Here is a 17946-nt window from a genome sequence, read left to right on the forward strand (position 1 = left end):
CGGCGCGCTGCTGTGATGGCGCGATGGCGTACGAGGTGGCGGTCGTGGACCGGGGGCGGTACCAGGACGCGGTGACTCCCTGGGAGCGGGAGGCGTGGCGGCAGGCGGCTCTGGGCTGGGTGCGGGAGCGACTGTCCGGTCATGGCCTGCGCGTCGAGGGGCCGTCGACGGTACGGGTGCGGCCGTGGTCCGTCCTGGTGCGCTTCCCCGTCGGCGCGGACGGCGCCGTGTGGTTCAAGGCGAGTCCGCCGGCCGGTGCCTTCGAGGGCGCTCTGACGGAGTCGCTGGCGCGCTGGGTGCCGGGGCAGGTTCTGGAGCCGCTGGCGGTCGACGCCGATCGGGGCTGGTCGCTGCTGCCCGACGGCGGTGAACTCTTCAGGGACGTACTCGACCGGGAGACGGCGGGCCCGCGGGCGTGGGAGGAGTTCCTGGGCCGGTACGCGGCGATGCAGCGCACGCTGGTGGGTCACACCCGGCAGATGGAGACGCTGGGTGTCCCGAGCGCCCGCACCTCCGCCCTGCCCGACGTCTTCGACCGGCTCCTCGCCGGCAACTCCGCGCTGGAGCCGGACGAGCGGGCGAGGCTGGAGAAGCTCCGCCCGCGTCTGGAGGAGTGGTGCGCGGAGCTCGCGGCCCTCGGGATCGCCGACTCCCTCGACCACTCGGACCTGCACGACGGGCAGTTGTTCCGTCCGGAGCCCGGACGGTTCGTCTTCTTCGACTGGGGCGACGCGGCCGTCTCGCACCCTTTCTGCAGCCTGCCGGTCGCCGCCCGGAGCGCCGCCGAACGGTACCGGCCGCAGGTGCTGCCGCGGCTCCGGGACGCCTACCTCGAACCGTGGACGGAGCCGGGGCGGACGACGGCTGACCTGCGACGGGCCGTGGACCTGGCGTGGCGGCTGAGCGCCCTCGGCCGGGCCGCGTCCTGGATGCGGCTGTTCCCCGCGCCGGCCCCGGTGGCCGAGGGCGCCGCCGACACCGACGGGGCGGAGGAGAGCGCGTACTGGCTGCTGCGGCTCCTCGCCGACCCGCCGCCGGAGGTGACGGCGGTGTCCACCGGGTGAGGCGGCGGTGCCCGTGTGAGCACGGCGGCGGCGGGTAGCCGAGGCCTCACGGACCCGTACGACCGCAGTCGAGAAAGAGGTGCCGCATGTCCGCCTCCCTGGTGGAGACCGTCGACATCGAAGCCCCGGTGGCCGTCACCTGGGCGCTGTGGAGCGACGTGACCCGATGGCCGTCGTTCCTCAGCCACGTACGCATCGTGGAGCCGCTCGACGAACGGCGTTTCGCCTGGCAGCTGTCCCTGCCGGGCGCGGACAAGAACTTCGTCGCGGAACTCACCGAGGTGATCCCCGAGGAGCGGATCGCCTGGCGGACCACCGAGGGCGTCCACCACGCCGGTGTCGTCACCTTCCACCGGCTCAGTGAGACGTCGAGCAGGGTGGCCCTGCAGATCGAGTACGACCCGAAGGGCTTCGTGGAGCACATCGGCGCGCTGACCAACCTGGACTCGGCGCTGGCCAACTACGACCTCGGTGAGTTCCAGAAGCTCGCCGAGACCGCGGCGGCGAGCTGACTCACCCCTTCGCTGTCAACGCCCGCAGCGCGACGTTGAGTTCGAGGACGTTGACGCGCGGTTCACCCATGAAGCCGAGGGTGCGGCCCTCGGTGTGCTCGTCGACGAGCCGCTGCACCCGGGCGACCGGCAGGGCGTTCCGCTCGGCCACGCGGTGCACCTGGAGGTCGGCGTACTCCGGGGAGATGTCCGGGTCCAGGCCCGATCCGGAGGACGTCACCGCGTCGGGGGGCACATCGGAGGGCCTGACCGTGTAGCCGTTCACCGAGTTGTCCTCGACGACGGCCTTCTTCGCGGCCGTCACCCAGGCGATGAGGTCCTTGTCGTCGGCGGCACGGTTGGTGGCGCCGGACAGGATCAGGTCGTACCGCGTGTTGACGGTGTTGGTGCCGAGCCCGTTCCGCGGGCGGCCCTGGAACCACTTCAGGTCGGGCTCGGGCGTCTGCCGGCCCTTCGCCGAGGGCAGGTCGTAGGACTGGCCGATGAGCGAGGAGCCCACGACCCTGCCGTCGGCCGATGTCCGCGAGCCGTTCGCCTTGTCGGGGAACAGTGCCTGGGCGACACCGGTGACCGCGAGCGGATACAGGATCCCCGTCACGACGGTGAGCACCAGGAGGGCCCGCAGGCCGGCCCAGAGCAGCCGGGCGGAGTTGGTGACCGAGTTGTTCATGGCGTTCAGCCGATTCCTGGGATGAGGGAGATGAGCAGGTCGATGAGCTTGATCCCGGCGAACGGCGCGATCAGGCCGCCCAGTCCGTAGACGCCGAGGTTGCGCCGCAGCAGCCGGTCCGCGCTCATCGGCCGGTACCGCACACCCCGCAGGGCGAGCGGGACCAGCGCGATGATGATCAGTGCGTTGAAGACGACGGCGGACAGGATCGCGGAGTCCGGCGAGGACAGCCGCATGATGTTCAGCCGGTCCAGGCCCGGGTAGACCGCGGCGAACAGGGCGGGGATGATCGCGAAGTACTTCGCGACGTCGTTGGCGATCGAGAACGTCGTCAACGCGCCCCGAGTGATGAGGAGTTGCTTGCCGATCTCGACGATCTCGATGAGCTTGGTCGGATCGGAGTCCAGATCGACCATGTTCCCGGCCTCCTTGGCGGCCGAGGTTCCGGTGTTCATGGCCACGCCGACGTCGGCCTGGGCGAGGGCCGGCGCGTCGTTCGTGCCGTCGCCGGTCATCGCGACGAGCCTGCCGCCCGACTGCTCCTGCCTGATGAGCGCCATCTTGTCCTCGGGTGTCGCCTCCGCGAGGAAGTCGTCGACACCCGCCTCGTCCGCGATCGCCTTGGCCGTCAGCGGGTTGTCACCCGTGATCATGACGGTCCTGATGCCCATGCGGCGCAGCTCGCCGAACCGCTCCCGCATGCCCTCCTTGACGACGTCCTTGAGGTGGATCACGCCCAGCACCCGGGCGCCCCGCTCGTCCTCGACGGCCACGAGCAGCGGTGTGCCGCCCGCTTCGGCGATCCGGTCGGCCAGCGCGCCCGCGTCCGCGGACACCGCTCCCCCGCGGTCCCGGACCCAGGCGATGACCGAGCCCGCGGCGCCCTTGCGGATGCTGCGCCCGTCCACGTCCACGCCCGACATGCGGGTCTGCGCGGTGAACCCGATCCACTCGGCGTGCGCCGGGACCACCGGATCGGCCTCGCGCAGCCCGTACGCCTCCCTCGCCAGGACGACGACGGAGCGGCCCTCGGGCGTCTCGTCCGCCAGCGAGGAGAGCCGGGCGGCCTCGGCGACCTCGGCCTCGGTGGCGCCGGTCACCGGCACGAACTCCGAGGCGCGGCGGTTGCCGAGGGTGATGGTGCCCGTCTTGTCGAGCAGCAGCGTCGATACGTCACCGGCCGCCTCGACGGCGCGGCCCGACATCGCGAGGACGTTGCGCTGGACCAGCCTGTCCATGCCGGCGATGCCGATCGCCGACAGCAGCGCGCCGATGGTGGTGGGGATCAGGCAGACCAGCAGCGCCACCAGGACGACCATGGTCAGGTGCGTACCCGCGTACCCGGCGAACGGGGGCAGGGTGGCGACCGCGAGCAGGAAGGCGACGGTGAGCGAGGCGAGCAGGATGTTCAGCGCGATCTCGTTGGGCGTCTTCTGCCGTGCCGCCCCCTCGACCAGGCTGATCATCCGGTCGATGAAGGTCTCCCCCGGCTTCGTCGTGATCCGGACGACGATCCGGTCGGACAGGACCCTGGTCCCGCCGGTGACGGCGCTGCGGTCGCCTCCGGACTCGCGGATGACCGGTGCCGACTCGCCCGTGATCGCCGACTCGTCCACGGACGCCACGCCCTCGACGACGTCACCGTCGCCGGGGACGATGTCGCCCGCCTCGCACACCACCAGGTCGCCGACGCGCAGTTCGGTGCCGGGCACCCGCTCCTCCGAGGGACCGTCGAGGCGCCGGGCGACCGTGCCGGTCTTCGCCCTGCGCAGGGTGTCCGCCTGCGCCTTGCCGCGTCCCTCGGCGACCGCCTCCGCGAGGTTGGCGAAGATCACGGTCAGCCAGAGCCACGCGCTGATCGTCCAGCCGAACCAGTCTTCCGGGTCCTTGAACGCGAACGCCGTGGTCAGCACCGAGCCGACGAGGACGACGAACATCACGGGCGAGGTGACCATCACGCGCGGGTCGAGCTTGCGGAGGGCGTCCGGCAGCGCCTTGAGCAGCTGCCGGGGACCGAACACGCCGGCGCCCGCGCGCTGTCGGTCCTGGTGAACGGCCGGTACATCGCCGTGCGGCGCCCGGGTCGGGGTGGCTGTGGACATCGCGTCCTCTTGGTTCTCGGTACGGTTCTTGTCGCTTCGGGCCCCGTCCGCGGGGGACTTGCCGGCGCCGGTTCCACGGGTGCGGGTGCTCATGTCGCCAGCCCCTCGGCCAGCGGTCCCAGTGCGAGGGCCGGGAAGTAGGTCAGGCCGGTGATGACGATGATCGCGCCCACCAGGAGGCCCGCGAACAGCGGCTTCTCGGTGCGCAGGGTGCCCGCGGTCGCCGGGACCGGCCGCTGTCCGGCGAGCGAACCGGCCAGGGCCAGGACGAACACCATCGGCAGGAAGCGTCCGAGGAGCATGGCCAGCCCGAGCGTGGTGTTGAACCACTGCGTGTCGGCGTTCAGGCCGGCGAAGGCGGAGCCGTTGTTGTTGGCGGCCGAGGTGTAGGCGTACAGGATCTCGGAGAAGCCGTGCGCGCCCGCGTTGGTCATCGAGTGCCCGGGCGTCGACAGGGCCATGGCGGCGGCGGTCAGGACGAGCACCAGGGCCGGGGTGATGAGGATGTACAGGGCCGCGAACTTGATCTGGCGGACGCCGATCCTCTTGCCCAGGTACTCGGGGGTGCGGCCGACCATCAGGCCGGCGACGAACACCGCGATCACCGCCATGACGAGCATCCCGTACAGCCCGGAGCCGGTGCCGCCGGGCGCGATCTCGCCGAGCTGCATGCCCAGCAGCGTGATCCCGCCGCCGAGGCCGGTGAACGAGGAGTGGAAGGAGTCCACGGCGCCCGTCGAGGTAAGCGTCGTGGACACCGCGAAGATCGACGAGGCCCCGACCCCGATGCGGGTCTCCTTGCCCTCCATCGCACCGCCGGCGATGTCGAGCGCCGGTCCGTGGTGCTGGAACTCGGTCCACATCATCAGGGCGACGAAGCCGACCCAGATGGCCGCCATCGTCGCGAGGATCGCGTATCCCTGCCTGACGGAGCCGACCATGACGCCGAAGGTGCGGGTCAGGGCGACCGGGATCACCAACATCAGGAAGATCTCGAACAGGTTGGTGAAGGGCGTGGGGTTCTCGAAAGGGTGCGCGGAGTTGGCGTTGAAGTAGCCGCCGCCGTTCGTGCCCAGTTCCTTGACGGCCTCCTGTGAGGCGACCGCGCCGCCGTTCCACTGCTGTGAGCCGCCCAGGAACTGGCCGACCTCGTGGATGCCGGAGAAGTTCTGGACGGCACCGCAGGCCACGAGCACGATCGCGGCGATCACCGCGCCCGGTAGCAGGACGCGGACGACACCGCGCACCAGATCGGACCAGAAGTTGCCGAGTTCACCGGTGCGGGAGCGTGCGAAGCCCCGCACCAGGGCCACGGCGACCGCCATGCCGACGGCCGCGGAGACGAAGTTCTGCACCGCCAGACCGGCGGTCTGCACGACGTGTCCCATGGCCTGTTCGCCGTAGTAGGACTGCCAGTTGGTGTTCGTGACGAACGACGCCGCGGTGTTGAAGGCCTGGTCGGGGTCGATGGACCGGAAGCCGAGCGAGCCGGGCAGGTGGCCCTGCAGCCGCTGAAGCGCGTACAGGAAGAAGACGCCGGCCGCGGAGAAGGCCAGCACGCCGCGCAGGTACGCGGGCCAGCGCATCCCGGCGTTCGGGTCGGCGCCGATCGCCTTGTAGATCCACTTCTCGGCACGCAGATGCCTGCCGGAGGAGTAGACCCTGGCCAGGTGGTTGCCGAGGGGGACGTAGGCGAGTGCCAGAGCCGCTATGAGCGCGAGCAGTTGGAGCACGCCTGCGAGGACGGGGCTCATGGTGCTTCTCAGAACCTCTCCGGGTAGATCAGGGCGAGGACGAGATAGCCCAGCAGGGCGACGGCCACGACGAGGCCGACGATGTTCTCGGCGGTCACAGCTTCGTCACCCCCTTGGCGACGAGAGCCACCAGCGCGAACACCGCGAGCGTGACGACGACGAAGGCCAGGTCGGCCATCGCGAGCTCCTAGAAGAGATTCGGATCGAACGGACGACCTCAGCAAACCCCCGGGATGATCGAGCCAGCTCGCTCTTGACGCCTCCCTGACGACGTCCGGTTCGTCCTTGACGGATCTCATACGCAAACCTGCGGCATGGGGACGCCGCGGACGGGCACCCGCATCGCCGAGGACGAACCGTTGGACTGACTGAACCGGGAGGTCGTGTTGCTGTCCCACACCATTGAGCGCGGCGTCCTGATGATCACGCCGGACGCCGCGACGGACACCGGGGAGCGAACGGCGCTCGCCGCGCACATCAGCGACCTCGTGCACACCTATCAGCCGTTCCCGGTGGTGATAGTGCTGGAGGGACCGGCGACCGGCAGTGCCACCGTCGACGCCGTCGTGGAGGCCCACCGCGCGTGCGCCCACCTCGGCGTACTGGTGTCCGTCGCCTCCCACAGCGCTCCCGCCCGGCGCCGCCTGGAGGCCTCCGCCGAACCCGAGGGCACCCCGCTCGTCGTCCACGCACGTGTGGACACGGCCGTCGCGGCGGCGTACGCGGCGGCTGCCTGACCGTAACGCCCTTGCTCCAGCGGGACTTGACGCCCTGCCCCGGCACACCGCCGAGCCGCTAGGCGAATCGGAGCGTACGGGGGGCATGGGCATCGATCCGCTGGGTGGCCCGCCCGACTCGGGCGCCGGCAGCCTGGCGGCCCAGGGCGCCGAACGGGAACGTGCCGCCAACGCCCGCGAGGACGTCGCGAACCGTCGCGAGGACACCGCCGTGCATCTGTGTCACGCCGAGCGGGCGCGGCGGGCGGGCCGGGGCCGCCGCACGACGCCGCCGCCTGTGTGCCCCCGTGGAGCCGGCCGCGCCCGCTCTGATGGCAACCTCTTGGTCAGTCCTTCAGCCACACCGCCGTGTCGGAGGGAAGGCGGCCCTCGTGGAGGGGGCCGCTGGCCAGCAGGACGGTGCCGTGTTCGGGGAGCGCGGCCGGCTCCTCGGAGAAGTTGACGACGCAGCGGAAGCCGGGGGCGCGGCGGAAGACGAGCAGCGTGGAGTCGGGGTCGCTCTCCCAGGCCAGCGTGCCGTCGCCGAGGGCCGGCTCGGCGCGGCGGACGCGCAGCGCCTCGCGGTAGAGCTCCAGCATCGAGGACGGGTCCCCCTCCTCGGCCGCCACCGTCAGCGACTTCCACGCCTCCGGCTGCGGCAGCCACGTCCGCGCCCTGCTGCCCTCGGGGCTGAAGCCGAAAGGCGGGGTGTCCCCCTGCCACGGCAGAGGGACACGGCAGCCGTCGCGGCCCCGGTCGGTGCGCCCGGAGCGGAGCCACGTGGGGTCCTGGAGCAGGTCCTCGGGAAGGTCCTCAACCTCCCACAGGCCCAGTTCCTCACCCTGGTACAGGTACGCGCTGCCGGGCAGGGCGAGGGTGAGCAGCGCGGCGGCGCGGGCCCTCCGTGTGCCCAGGTCCAGGTCCGCGGGGCCCTTGAGGTCGGACAGGGAGCGCAGCGGTTCGTCCGGCTGGGGTCGCGCGTAGCGGGAGACGTGCCGGGCCACGTCGTGGTTGGAGAGCACCCAGGTGGCGGGGGCGGCCACCTGACCGAGGGCGCTCAGGGACGAGTCGATCACCCGCCGCAGCCGGTCCGGGCGCCACGGTGTCATCAGGTAGTCGAAGTTGAAGGCGGTGTGGAGCTCGTCGGGGCGCACGTAACGCGCGAGCCGTTCCGGGGCGCCCGTCCACGCCTCGGCGACGAAGACCCGGGGCTCGTCGTAGGTGTCGGCCACGGCCCGCCAGCCCTGGAAGATCTCGTGGACCTCCTCGCGGTCCCAGTGCGGGTGGTCCTCGCGGTGGGCGCCCTCCAGCAGCTTGCCGTCCAGTGAGCCGAGGTCGGGCAGCCCGGGGGCCTTGACCAGACCGTGCGCGACGTCGATGCGGACCCCGTCCACACCGCGGTCGAACCAGAACCGCAGGACCGACTCGAACTCGGCGCGCACCTGCGGGTCGTCCCAGTTCAGGTCGGGCTGCTCGGGGGCGAACAGGTGCAGGTACCAGGGGCCGGGCGAGCCGTCGGGTTCGGTGATCCGCGTCCAGGCGGAGCCGCCGAAGACACTGCGCCAGTCGTTCGGCGGCTCGGCGCCCCGGGGGCCGCGTCCCGGACGGAAGATGTACCGCTCCCGGGCGGCGGACCCCGGCCCCTCGGCCAGTGCCCGGCGGAACCAGGCGTGGGCGGTCGAGGTGTGGTTCGGCACGATGTCGATGATCAGTCGCATGCCGTGCCCGTGCACCTCGTCGAGCAGGGCCTGTGCGTCGTCCAGCGTGCCGAACAGCGGGTCGATGTTCCGGTAGTCCGCGACGTCGTATCCGCCGTCGGCCATCGGTGAGGGATACCAGGGGGTGATCCACAGCGCGTCCACGCCCAGCCCGGCGAGGTGGGGCAGGCGCCGGCGCAGTCCGGCGATGTCACCGGTCCCGTCGCCGTTCCCGTCGGCGAAGCTGCGCAGGTACACCTGGTAGATGACGGCGTCACGCCACCAGGAGGTGCGGGTACGGGCTGAGTCCACCGGCTTCTCCTTGCGATGAGCTGAGCGTATGAGCGGGTCGTGCCGTGCTCGCGGACCGACGGCGCCGGACCGGCCGGCCGCCGGGGTCCTCGATCACCTCAGATGACTTTCCCGGCGGGCGCGGTGTCAGTCGGAAGCGACCCTTTCGGGGTCGTCCGCCGGAGTACCGACGCGCAGCCACCGGTACCCGTAGGCGGGCAGTTCCACGCGGAGCAGGCCGTCGTCGCCCACGGTGAGACCGTCGTGCCCGTCGTCGAGGAGATCCGTCAGGCGTGCACCGGGGCCGACCTCGGGCAGCCTGAGGCGTACGGTGACCTGGCGGCCCGCGAAGTTGTGCACGGCCAGGACCCTGCCGTCGGTGGTGCACCCCAGGTGGGCCAGGACGGCGGGCTCCCCCGTCTCCACGAGCTCGTAGTCGCCCCAGGCCAGTTCGGGCGCCTCCCGGTAGCGCTCGGTGAACAGCCGGATGCGGCTCAGCAGGGAGCCGGGGTCGCGGCTCTGCTCGTACACGTTGACCTTCTGCGGCCCGAACTCGCCCTCGGCCAGCGGGTTGGGGAACGCCTCCGGTTCGGCGGTGGAGAAGCCGGCGCCGGCCTCCGGAGTCCACTGCATGGGTGTCCGTACGGCCTGACGCCCCTCGACGGCCAGGTTCTCCCCCATGCCGATCTCCTCGCCGTAGAAGAGCACCGGGGTGCCCGGCAGGGTGAACAGCAGGCTGTAGGCGAGTTCGACGCGGCGCCGGTCGCCGCCCACCATCGGCGGCAGCCTGCGGCGCAGGCCCCGGTCGTACAGCTGCATGTCCTTGTCCGGGCCGAAGCAGGCGAAGACCTCGGCGCGCTCGTCGTCGCTGAGCTTGTCGAGAGTGAGCTCGTCGTGGTTGCGCACGAACGTGGCCCAGTGGGCGTCCCGCGGGGCGGCCGGGCGGTCCCGCAGCGCGGCGGCCAGCGGACCGGCGTCCTCGCGCGCCATGGACAGGTACATCTGCTGCATGCCGACGAAGTCGAAGCACATGGTGAGCTCGTCGCCGCGGTCGGATGCGGGGTCGCCGAAGAAGCGGGCGAGACCGTCGTAGGGCAGGTTGACCTCGCCGAGCAGCACCGACTCGCCGTTGCGGCGGCCGAGGAAGGCGCGCAGGTCGGCGAGGTACTCGTGCGGGTCCGGCAGGTTCCCGGCGTCGTCCTGCCCGTCCGTCTCCAGCAGGAACGGCACGGCGTCGACCCGGAACCCCGAGAGCCCCAGCTCCGTCCAGAACCCCATGACGCGGGCTATCTCGTCGCGCACCGCGGGGTTGGCGACGTTCAGGTCGGGCTGCTGCTTGTAGAAGCGGTGCAGGTAGTACTGGCCGCTGCCCTCGTCGTACTCCCACAGGCTGTCCTCCGCGTCGGGGAAGACCACGCCCTTGGGTCCGTCCTCGGGGGGCTCGTCCGCCCACACGTACCAGTCGCGGTGGGCCGAGTCCCGGCTGGACCGGGCGTCCTTGAACCAGGGGTGGTCCTCGGAGGTGTGGTTCACGACGAGGTCCGCGATCACGCGGATGCCGCGGTCCTTGGCGGTGCGGACGAACTCGGTGAAGTCTCCTAGGGTGCCCAGCCGGGGGTCCACCCCGTAGAAGTCGGTGATGTCGTACCCGTCGTCGCGTTCCCGCGTCGGGTAGAAGGGCATCAGCCAGACGCACGTCACGCCCAGCCGCACGAGGTGGTCGATGCGCTGGGTGAGTCCCGCGAAGTCGCCGATCCCGTCGCCGTTGCCGTCCTGGTAGGTCTCGACGTCCAGGCAGTACACCACCGCGTTCTTCCACCACAGGTCGGATGTCCGGGTCAGACGCATCGGTACTCCTTGGCGGTGGCGGGCAGCGGACGGGTGACGTCGAGTCGCGGCAGTACTTCCGCGGCGAACGCGTCGATGAACGGGGCCTGTTCGCGGCCCACGTGGTGCAGCATCACCGCGTCGAAGCCGAGTTCGGCGTACTCCTGGAGCCAGGCGGTGTGCCGGCCGAGGTCCGACGAGACGTTGACCGTGCCGGCCACCTGCTCGGGCGTGACGTGCTCGCTGACGATGTCGAAGAGTTCCGGGGAGTCGAGGTCCCAACTGGCCGGGGGCGCGTGGACGTTGGTGCGCCACTGGTCGTGTGCCAGCGCGAGGGCCTCGTCCTCGTCGGGCGCCCAGCTCAGGTGCACCTGGAGATGCAGGGGTCCGCGGCCTCCGGCGTCCCGGTAGGCGCCGACGATCTCGCGCAGGCGCTCGCGCGGGGCGTTGACCGTGATGAGGCCGTCGGCCCATTCGGCGCACCAGGCGGCGGTGGCCGTGCTGCACGCGGCCCCGATCAGCGGCGGCACGGCGGGCGGCAGGGTCCACAGCCGGGCCCGGTCCACGGTGACCAGTCCGTCGTGGCTCACCTCCTCCCCGTGCAGCATCGCCCGGATGACGTCGACGCACTCGCGCAGACGGGCGTTGCGGATGTCCTTGCGCGGCCAACCCGCGCCTGTGATGTGCTCGTTGGAGGCCTCGCCGCTGCCGAGCGCCACCCAGAACCTGCCCGGGTACATGGACGCCAGACTGCCGACGGCCTGGGCGATGATCGCCGGGTGGTAGCGCTGGCCGGGCGCGTTCACCACGCCGAAGGGGATCTGCTCGGTGGCCTGCAGGGCGGCTCCGAGCCACGACCAGGCGAAGCCGGACTCGCCCTGGCGGACGCTCCACGGCGAGAAGTGGTCGGAGCACATGGCGGCGGTGAATCCCGCGCTCTCCGCGTGGACCACGGCGTCGAGCAGATCCGCGGGCGGTATCTGTTCGTGCGAGGCGTGCAATCCGTAAACAGTCATGCCGAGCGGTTACCCCCGGGATCGCCCCTCAGTGGCGGTCCGGGGGCGGTCAGGTGCAACCGCGGGCTACGGCACGGGCGTTGAAGGCCCGATCGCCTGTCCTGCGAGGTGCGTGTTCTCCACGGGGCCGGTGGGTACCCCGGTGCAGGTCACGTGATGCGGAACTCCAGCTCAGGCCGGTCCCAGGCCACCGCGGGCGGGTTCGCGGGCGCGGTCCCGGTGCGCAGCGCGCCCACGCTGCGGTAGAAACCCTCGGCCGGGGGGTGGGACACCACGTGCACGCGGTCGAGTCCGGCGGCGCGCGCCTGCGACTTCATGTGCTCGACGAGCATCCTCCCGATGCCGCGCCCCTGGGTGCCGTCCGCGACGAACAGCAGGTCCAGCTCCGGCGGGACGACGACGAGCGAGTAGAACCCGAGGACGGGACCGGCGGGACCGGCGGGGTCGTCGGTGTCGACGGCCACGAAGACGCGGTGCGCCTCGATGTAGTCGGGTCCGACGCGGTAGCCCGCGACCATCGCCGCGTACTGCCCCTCGTAGGCGCGCGACCCGCGTACGAGCTTCGTGAGCCGCTTGGCGTCCCGGGCGACGGCCCGCCGGATCACGGTCGCGCCGTTCCTGGACGTAATGCTCGGGTTCATACGTCGAGTATTACGCACCGGCGGGTCCACACGCGCCAGGGGCCGAACGGGGCGCAGTGGCGGACCTCCGCGCCCGCGGACGCCGCCCCCGGTGAGGGACCAGGCCGTCGCGGGCGGACTTCATGGGCGGACGGCCCCTCTTCCATGATCAGGTGTGGCAGAGTCGAGCGCGTGGGCGAGCTGCGACCGCAGGACCCCGCGCGCGCAGGCGCCTGGCGGACACTCGCCCGGCTCGGGGCGGGCGGCATGGGGCAGCCGTAACTGGGGCGGTGGCCCGGCGGGCGCCTGCTGGCCGTCAAGGTGATCCGCGACGAGATGAGCGATCCCCCCGAGACACTCGCCAGGTGCCGCCGGGAGGCGACCGTAGCGGCCCCACGAAGTACACCTCGACCACGGACCATGGCCCTGAACTGCCCGCCCCACGCCCGGATTTCCGCTCGGCCTCGCCGTCAGTGGCCGTCCGCCGTGAGGACTCCCCCGGCTCCGAAGGCGAGAGCGGCGAAGCGTTCACCCATACGGCGATGGGTGGCCGCGTCGGGGTGGAGCTCGTCGGGCAGCGGCAGTTCGGCGACGTCCTCCGCTCCGTAGAGCTCGCGGCCGTCCAGGTAGTGCAGGTGCGGGTCCTCGGCCGCCCGCTGCTTCACGATGCGTGCCAGTTCGTCCCGGATGACGGTGAGGGTCAGCTTCCCGGCCGCCCGTTCCGCGGGGTCGCCCGCTGCCCGGAACCGCAGTTGTCCCTTGTCGAGGCCGCTGAAGTCCGGCGCGCTGGGTCCGGGGGTGTCCTCGTGGATCGGGCACAGGATGGGCGAGACGACGAGCAGCGGGGTGGTGGGGTGTCCCTCGCGGACGGTGTCGAGGAAGCCGTGCACGGCCGGGGTGAAGGCGCGCAGTCGCATCACGTCGGTGTTGACGAGGTTGATCCCGATCTTGACGCTGATGACGTCCGCCGGGGTGTCCCGCAGGGCGCGGGCCGTGAAGGGATCGAGCAGGGCGCTGCCGCCCAGACCGAGGTTGATCAGCTCCACGCCACCGAGTGAGGCGGCGAGCGCGGGCCAGGTCGAGGTCGGGCCGGCCGCGTTGGAGCCGTGGCTGATCGAGCTGCCGTGGTGCAGCCACACGGGGCGCCCGTCCCCCGGTACCGCCTCGACGGGAGCGTCCGTGCGCAGGGCGACCAGCTCCGTGATCTCGTTGTACGGCAGCCAGATCTCCACGTCCTTCGTACGGTCCGGCAGGCCGGTGAACCGCACGGTGCCGACGGGGCCGGGCAGGGTTTCCGCGGCCCCGGTGGCCATGTCCATCAGGAGGACCTTGCCGCCGGTCACACTGGTCTGCCCCGCGAACCGGCCGTCCACGACCAGGTCGTACAGGCCGTCCGGGCGCGGCGGTGCGCCTTGGTAGGCCATCTTGGTGCGCAGCGTGTCCAGCTCCACGACGGTGGCTCGGGTGCGGAACACCAGTCGTACGCCCGACGGCTGGGCCTCCGCGAGGGCCAGCTGCCCGTCGGTGTACTGGGCCCGGGCCCGGGCGGGCAACCGGTGCGGCAGCACGCCGTGTTCGGTGCGCTCCAGATCGAGGGCGCCGCGCACCAGGTCGTCGGTGACGGGCGTGGTGATGGGTGCGATGGCGGATGCGGTGCCGGTCATGATGGCGGGGTCGTGCTCGGAGTTCATGGCTTCAACCTGTTGCTGGGTGCGTTGCGCCGGTCCGGTCCGGCATGGCGATGGCGCGCTTGCTCTCCGGCTCCCCGGCCGGTGCGCCAGGGACGGATCAGGGGGCGGTCCAGTTACGGAGCAGGGTGTCGAGGGATTCGAGGATGCGCGACCAGGACTCCTGCGAGTCGGGAGCGCTGTGACTGAACCCGCCGCCGGCCTCCAGCGTGACGAACCCGTGGAAGACACTGCCGAGCAGCCGGACGGCGTGGGTCTGGTCGGTCTCCGTGAGGTCGTATCCGCGCAGGATCGCCCGCATCATCTGGGCGTGCCTGACACCGGCGCTCGCGGCGGCCGTCTCGGGGTCGAGCCGCAGCTGCGCCGCCGCGTAACGGCCGGGGTGCTCGCGTGCGTAGTCGCGGTACACGTTCGCGAAGGCGCTCAGGGCGTCCCTGCCCGCACGGCCTGCCAGGGCGGCGGCGCCCCTGTCGGCGAGTTCCTCCAGGGCGAGCAGGGCGATCCTGGTCTTGAGGTCCTGGGAGTTCCTGACGTGCGAGTACAGGCTCGCGACCTTCACGTCGAACCGTCTGGCGAGCTCGGAGACGGTCACCTGCTCGAAGCCGACCTCGTCGGCCAGTTCGGCCCCTGCCCGGGTCAGGCGTTCCGTCGTCAGTCCTGCGCGCACCATGGCGGTCCTCTCAGCTCGTCGAAACCTATTATGCATTTCCCTAAGACCTTTAGGCAAATGCAAGCTGGACTTAGGAGCGCCTACGGGGACAGGCCCGCGGCCGTCACCACCCTGTCCTCCCCGGTGACACCTCCGGGCGCTCGCCTCGCCGTGGCGGCGGGAGGGACACGGATCCGGTCAACGCGGCTGTCGGTGACAGCGGGTTGGCGGTTCCCGGTTTGCCGATGGAAGGGCCGGATAACCGAGCGGTATGGCTGGAACAAGCAACAAGACGACGAACGGACAGTCGCCGACGGCGAACGCGCGAGCGGCGAAGAAGGCCGTGACCGACAACGCCTCGGCACCGGCGAAGGAGGCACAGCAGTCCGCCACCGAAGCGGCGAAGAGCGCCGGCGAGGCAGCCGGCGCCGCGGGCCGCGGCAGCAAGGAAGTCCTGGCGGGCATCGGCGGTGCGGCTTCGGAGAAGGCCCGGGTGGCGGCCAAGACGGTGCAGGGCACCGTCACGTCGGCCGCTCAGCAGACGGTCGGCAAGGCCGGGTTGGCCCTGACCCTCCTGAAGGCCAGGAAGGTCGTGGCCGCCGCCGCGGGCGCGGGTACCGCGACCGTGGTCCTCTGCTCCTACACCCTCGGCCGTCGTGCCGGACTGAGGCAGCGCGGACCGCTCTCGCGTCTCAGTGGCGGCCGTCTCTGACCGACAGGACACCACTCAGGTAGTGCTGTTGCCGGGCCCGCCGGAGCTTTTCGCTCCGGCGGGCCCGGCCGCTTGAGCACCCCCGGCAACCGGCCCGTTTCCCCAACTCCCCCTGCTCAGGCCACGATGCACGCCCCACAGGACCCACCTGCGCCGAGCCCGCCACCGGGCGCTGCGGCGCCCTTCGGCGATCGCCCGCAAAAGACGTGCATGTGTTGCGAGGCCCGGGGTAATCGCGGGTCGTCGGCCCACAGGGGGCGAGTGAGGGGCCGATCTATCTGGGAGGGCATGAGAATGACGGTATTGACGGCCAGCAGGGTCGACGCGGGTATAGCTGGGCTGCCGGAGGTCGCGGACCCGCAGAAAGTGGCGCCGAAGGACGCGAGAGAGCTCTCACGGCAGTTCTTCGACCAACTGGCGGTCCTCGAGGAAGGCACCGCCGACTACCAGTACGTGCGCAACACGCTGATCGAGATGAACATGTCTCTCGTCCGCTACGCGGCCGGCCGCTTCCGCAGCCGCGGCGAACAGGAGATGGAGGACATCGTCCAGGTCGGCATGATCGGTCTGATCAAGGCCATCGACCGGTTCGAGCTCACGCGCGAGGTCGAGTTCACCTCCTTCGCCGTCCCCTACATCGTCGGGGAGATGAAGCGCTTCTTCCGTGACACCAGCTGGGCCGTGCACGTGCCACGGCGCCTTCAGGAGGCTCGCGTCCAGCTGGCCAAGGCCACCGAGGAGCTGCGCAGCCGCCTGGGCCGTACGCCCACGGTCAAGGAGCTCTCCGAGCTGATGTGCCTCCCGGAGGAGGAGGTCATCGAGGCCAGGTTGGCGGCCAACGGCTACAACTCCGCCTCCCTGGACGCCGCCATCAGCGGCAACGAGGACGGCGAGACCGCCCTCGCGGACTTCATCGGCACCCAGGACGCCTCCCTGGAGCTGGTGGAGGACTTCCACGCGCTCGCGCCGATGATCGCCGAGCTCGATGAGCGGGACCGGCAGATCATCCACATGCGGTTCGTCGAGGAACTGACCCAGTCCCAGATCGGTGAGCGGCTCGGGGTGTCGCAGATGCACGTCTCGCGTCTGCTCTCCCGCACGCTGGCCCACCTGCGTGAGGGCATGCTCACCACTCAGTGAGTCACCCGACCTGCTCCGGTCAGGACGAAGGAGCGGCGCCGGTCGAGCGCCGCGGGAGCCCGCCACCGTACGCCGGTGGCGGGCTCCCGGCCGTTGTGCCGCCCCGCCCACGGCCCAGCGGCTGTACGCGGCCTGCCCGCCGGCCTCACGGGCACGTGCCCGCGCCGTTCTGGAGGTGCAGCGAGCGCAGCGCCGCTTCCAGCGCGAAGCGGTGGTCCGGGTCGGTGAGGCGTTCGCCGAGGCGGGCGTCGAGGCTGCGCAGGCGGTAGCGGACCGTCTGGGCGTGCACCCCGAGCATGTCACCGACCTGATCGGCCGGCGCCCGGGTCGAGATGTGCACCCGGAGCGTCTCCACCAGCCGCTCGCGCCGACTGGCCGGCAGACCGGCCAGCGGGGCCAGTTCGCGGGCGGCGACCTGGCACACCAACGGCGGGTCCGAGAGCAGCCAGAGGGTGGTGAGGTGGTCCTCGCAGCGGACGACGGGGGCGTCGGGGACGATGCCGTCGTCGATGAGCTGGAGAACTCGGCGGGCCCAGCGGAGGGAGTCGGCTGCCTGTGCCGTCGGCAGCGTCAGACCGATGACGGCGTGGGTGCCGTTCAGGGCCCGGCCGAGCATGGCCTGGCGTTCGGCGGTCAGGGGTCCCGGGACCAGGAGGTGGGGGTAGGGGGCGTCGGGCTCGGTGAGCACGTCCCCGGCCAGGTCCGCCATCTCCACGGTGTCGGGCACGCCCGGGCGGAACACGACCAGGGTGCATTCGGTCGGCAGGGGCCACCCCGTGGCCTCGCACAGGTCCGTGACGATCGGCTGCGGCAACGGCGGCGCCGCGAGAATGAGATGGAGCAACTGCCGTCTCAGCATGGCCACTTCGGAGGTACCGCGGGCCTGCACCTCGTTGTACCCCTCGCGGGACACCTCCGCCAGCTCCTCCACGTAGGCGAAGAGGGCGTCGGCGAAGGCCAGGATGAGGGTGGGCGAGAGGCTGTACTGGCGGCCCACCGACTGCGCGCGCCGCAGGGCGATGCGGGCTCCCAGCCGGTACGCGCCCTGGAGGGACTCCAGGTCGCGCCCCTCGTACGCCTCTACGCGGCCGAACCGGCGCAGCAGCGCGTCGCGGAGCGTGGAGGGCTTGCCGGGCTCGGCGACCCGGTCGACGAACGCCGTGAGGGCCTGCTCCACGCCCTGCCGGATGGTGTCCGCGTTCGGTCCCTCCAGGAGGCGGCCGTACACGGGGTAGGCACGGGTGACCTCGGCCCGGATCTCCTTGATGAGCCCGGGTAACTCCGGTCTCATGAAGGCGGCGAACTCGGTGGGCAGTGGATCGAGCGGCTCACCGACTTCCGGTGTACGTGCGGGTGAAGGCATCCGTGGTCCCTCGCTCTTCTACGTGCCCAGGGGAGATCGCCGGCGCGGACACCGGGGCCCCGACGAGCGGGTTCGGCGTCCGGGCCGGACGAAGGACGTATGACGTCCATGGCAGTTGAAAGTAG

At 71.4% G+C, this 17946-nt stretch carries 16 protein-coding genes; 5 read left to right on the forward strand and 11 right to left on the reverse strand.

Going from position 1 to position 17946, the window contains the following annotated elements:
* The first annotated feature begins 23 nt into the window (after positions 1-23).
* Both ACZ4VA_RS06500 and ACZ4VA_RS06505 read left to right on the forward strand, forming a co-directional pair.
* A complete protein-coding gene (locus tag ACZ4VA_RS06500) occupies positions 24-1064 on the forward strand; it encodes a phosphotransferase (RefSeq protein ID WP_468080115.1) in 1041 nt (346 codons plus the stop codon).
* 86 nt (positions 1065-1150) lie between these two features.
* The gene (locus tag ACZ4VA_RS06505) at positions 1151-1576 is read left to right on the forward strand and encodes an SRPBCC family protein (protein ID WP_355793337.1); all 426 of its coding nucleotides are present in this window, start codon (positions 1151-1153) and stop codon (positions 1574-1576) included.
* Position 1577: 1 nt separating this feature from the next.
* Here the strand turns inward: ACZ4VA_RS06505 and ACZ4VA_RS06510 are convergent, their stop codons facing one another.
* The 4 genes from ACZ4VA_RS06510 to kdpF form a co-directional block, all read right to left on the reverse strand.
* Positions 1578-2246, reverse strand: a complete 669-nt coding sequence (locus ACZ4VA_RS06510; RefSeq protein ID WP_355793335.1) for a potassium-transporting ATPase subunit C — start codon at positions 2244-2246, stop codon at positions 1578-1580.
* Positions 2247-2251: 5 nt separating this feature from the next.
* Positions 2252-4348 carry a potassium-transporting ATPase subunit KdpB gene (kdpB, locus tag ACZ4VA_RS06515; protein ID WP_388905305.1) on the reverse strand — a complete coding sequence of 699 codons (2097 nt, stop codon included), beginning with the start codon at positions 4346-4348 and terminating at the stop codon, positions 2252-2254.
* An 89-nt stretch (positions 4349-4437) separates the two neighbouring features.
* Positions 4438-6102, reverse strand: a complete 1665-nt coding sequence (kdpA, locus tag ACZ4VA_RS06520) for a potassium-transporting ATPase subunit KdpA (protein ID WP_468080118.1) — start codon at positions 6100-6102, stop codon at positions 4438-4440.
* A gap of 8 nt (positions 6103-6110) precedes the next feature.
* Positions 6111-6200 (reverse strand): K(+)-transporting ATPase subunit F, encoded by a 90-nt coding sequence (gene kdpF / locus ACZ4VA_RS06525; protein WP_018533641.1) that lies wholly within the window; start codon positions 6198-6200, stop codon positions 6111-6113.
* A 285-nt stretch (positions 6201-6485) separates the two neighbouring features.
* On the opposite strand from kdpF, the gene ACZ4VA_RS06530 reads away from it, so the two are divergent.
* Positions 6486-6839 carry a hypothetical protein gene (locus ACZ4VA_RS06530; protein ID WP_388905185.1) on the forward strand — a complete coding sequence of 118 codons (354 nt, stop codon included), beginning with the start codon at positions 6486-6488 and terminating at the stop codon, positions 6837-6839.
* 326 nt (positions 6840-7165) lie between these two features.
* On the opposite strand, the gene ACZ4VA_RS06535 is transcribed toward ACZ4VA_RS06530, so the two are convergent.
* From ACZ4VA_RS06535 to ACZ4VA_RS06560, 6 genes are all read right to left on the reverse strand, one after another.
* Complete coding sequence (locus tag ACZ4VA_RS06535; RefSeq protein ID WP_355790098.1) at positions 7166-8827, reverse strand: glycoside hydrolase family 13 protein; 1662 nt, start codon at positions 8825-8827, stop codon at positions 7166-7168.
* Positions 8828-8953: 126 nt separating this feature from the next.
* Complete coding sequence (locus tag ACZ4VA_RS06540; RefSeq protein WP_356172269.1) at positions 8954-10654, reverse strand: alpha-amylase family protein; 1701 nt, start codon at positions 10652-10654, stop codon at positions 8954-8956.
* Positions 10645-11649 carry a TIGR03885 family FMN-dependent LLM class oxidoreductase gene (locus ACZ4VA_RS06545; RefSeq protein WP_355787559.1) on the reverse strand — a complete coding sequence of 335 codons (1005 nt, stop codon included), beginning with the start codon at positions 11647-11649 and terminating at the stop codon, positions 10645-10647. Before ACZ4VA_RS06545 ends, ACZ4VA_RS06540 begins: the two co-directional genes overlap by 10 nt.
* 149 nt (positions 11650-11798) lie before the next feature.
* Positions 11799-12290 (reverse strand): GNAT family N-acetyltransferase, encoded by a 492-nt coding sequence (locus ACZ4VA_RS06550; protein ID WP_355787562.1) that lies wholly within the window; start codon positions 12288-12290, stop codon positions 11799-11801.
* Positions 12291-12739: 449 nt separating this feature from the next.
* Entirely contained in the window at positions 12740-13960 is a 1221-nt protein-coding gene (locus ACZ4VA_RS06555; protein WP_356172273.1) for a GDSL-type esterase/lipase family protein, read from the reverse strand.
* Between the two features lie 97 nt (positions 13961-14057).
* The gene (locus ACZ4VA_RS06560; protein ID WP_356172276.1) at positions 14058-14627 is read right to left on the reverse strand and encodes a TetR/AcrR family transcriptional regulator; all 570 of its coding nucleotides are present in this window, start codon (positions 14625-14627) and stop codon (positions 14058-14060) included.
* A 250-nt stretch (positions 14628-14877) separates the two neighbouring features.
* Between ACZ4VA_RS06560 and ACZ4VA_RS06565 the strand changes: the two genes are divergently transcribed.
* Positions 14878-15318, forward strand: a complete 441-nt coding sequence (locus ACZ4VA_RS06565) for a hypothetical protein (protein WP_355796098.1) — start codon at positions 14878-14880, stop codon at positions 15316-15318.
* Positions 15319-15612: 294 nt separating this feature from the next.
* Positions 15613-16458 carry an RNA polymerase sigma factor SigF gene (locus ACZ4VA_RS06570; RefSeq protein ID WP_355795934.1) on the forward strand — a complete coding sequence of 282 codons (846 nt, stop codon included), beginning with the start codon at positions 15613-15615 and terminating at the stop codon, positions 16456-16458.
* 145 nt (positions 16459-16603) lie between these two features.
* Here ACZ4VA_RS06570 and ACZ4VA_RS06575 read toward each other — a convergent pair whose 3' ends face one another.
* Positions 16604-17821, reverse strand: coding sequence for a PucR-like N-terminal domain-containing protein (locus ACZ4VA_RS06575; protein ID WP_356172279.1), 1218 nt, complete (start codon positions 17819-17821; stop codon positions 16604-16606).
* Positions 17822-17946: the final 125 nt, after the last annotated feature.

The sequence above is a fragment of the Streptomyces sp. NPDC028308 genome, assembly GCF_055565855.1.

Excerpts from the sequence above, each read along its gene's own strand:
- ACZ4VA_RS06575 (WP_356172279.1), bottom strand. The coding sequence starts at position 17,821 with ATGCCTTCACCCGCACGTACACCGGAAGTCGGTGAGCCGCTCGATCCA.
- ACZ4VA_RS06540 (WP_356172269.1), bottom strand. The coding sequence starts at position 10,654 with ATGCGTCTGACCCGGACATCCGACCTGTGGTGGAAGAACGCGGTGGTG.
- ACZ4VA_RS06500 (WP_468080115.1), top strand. The coding sequence starts at position 24 with ATGGCGTACGAGGTGGCGGTCGTGGACCGGGGGCGGTACCAGGACGCG.
- ACZ4VA_RS06550 (WP_355787562.1), bottom strand. The coding sequence starts at position 12,290 with ATGAACCCGAGCATTACGTCCAGGAACGGCGCGACCGTGATCCGGCGG.
- ACZ4VA_RS06510 (WP_355793335.1), bottom strand. The coding sequence starts at position 2,246 with ATGAACAACTCGGTCACCAACTCCGCCCGGCTGCTCTGGGCCGGCCTG.
- ACZ4VA_RS06570 (WP_355795934.1), top strand. The coding sequence starts at position 15,613 with ATGACGGTATTGACGGCCAGCAGGGTCGACGCGGGTATAGCTGGGCTG.
- ACZ4VA_RS06565 (WP_355796098.1), top strand. The coding sequence starts at position 14,878 with ATGGCTGGAACAAGCAACAAGACGACGAACGGACAGTCGCCGACGGCG.
- ACZ4VA_RS06560 (WP_356172276.1), bottom strand. The coding sequence starts at position 14,627 with ATGGTGCGCGCAGGACTGACGACGGAACGCCTGACCCGGGCAGGGGCC.
- ACZ4VA_RS06545 (WP_355787559.1), bottom strand. The coding sequence starts at position 11,649 with ATGACTGTTTACGGATTGCACGCCTCGCACGAACAGATACCGCCCGCG.
- ACZ4VA_RS06555 (WP_356172273.1), bottom strand. The coding sequence starts at position 13,960 with ATGAACTCCGAGCACGACCCCGCCATCATGACCGGCACCGCATCCGCC.
- ACZ4VA_RS06505 (WP_355793337.1), top strand. The coding sequence starts at position 1,151 with ATGTCCGCCTCCCTGGTGGAGACCGTCGACATCGAAGCCCCGGTGGCC.
- kdpA (WP_468080118.1), bottom strand. The coding sequence starts at position 6,102 with ATGAGCCCCGTCCTCGCAGGCGTGCTCCAACTGCTCGCGCTCATAGCG.
- kdpB (WP_388905305.1), bottom strand. The coding sequence starts at position 4,348 with ATGTCCACAGCCACCCCGACCCGGGCGCCGCACGGCGATGTACCGGCC.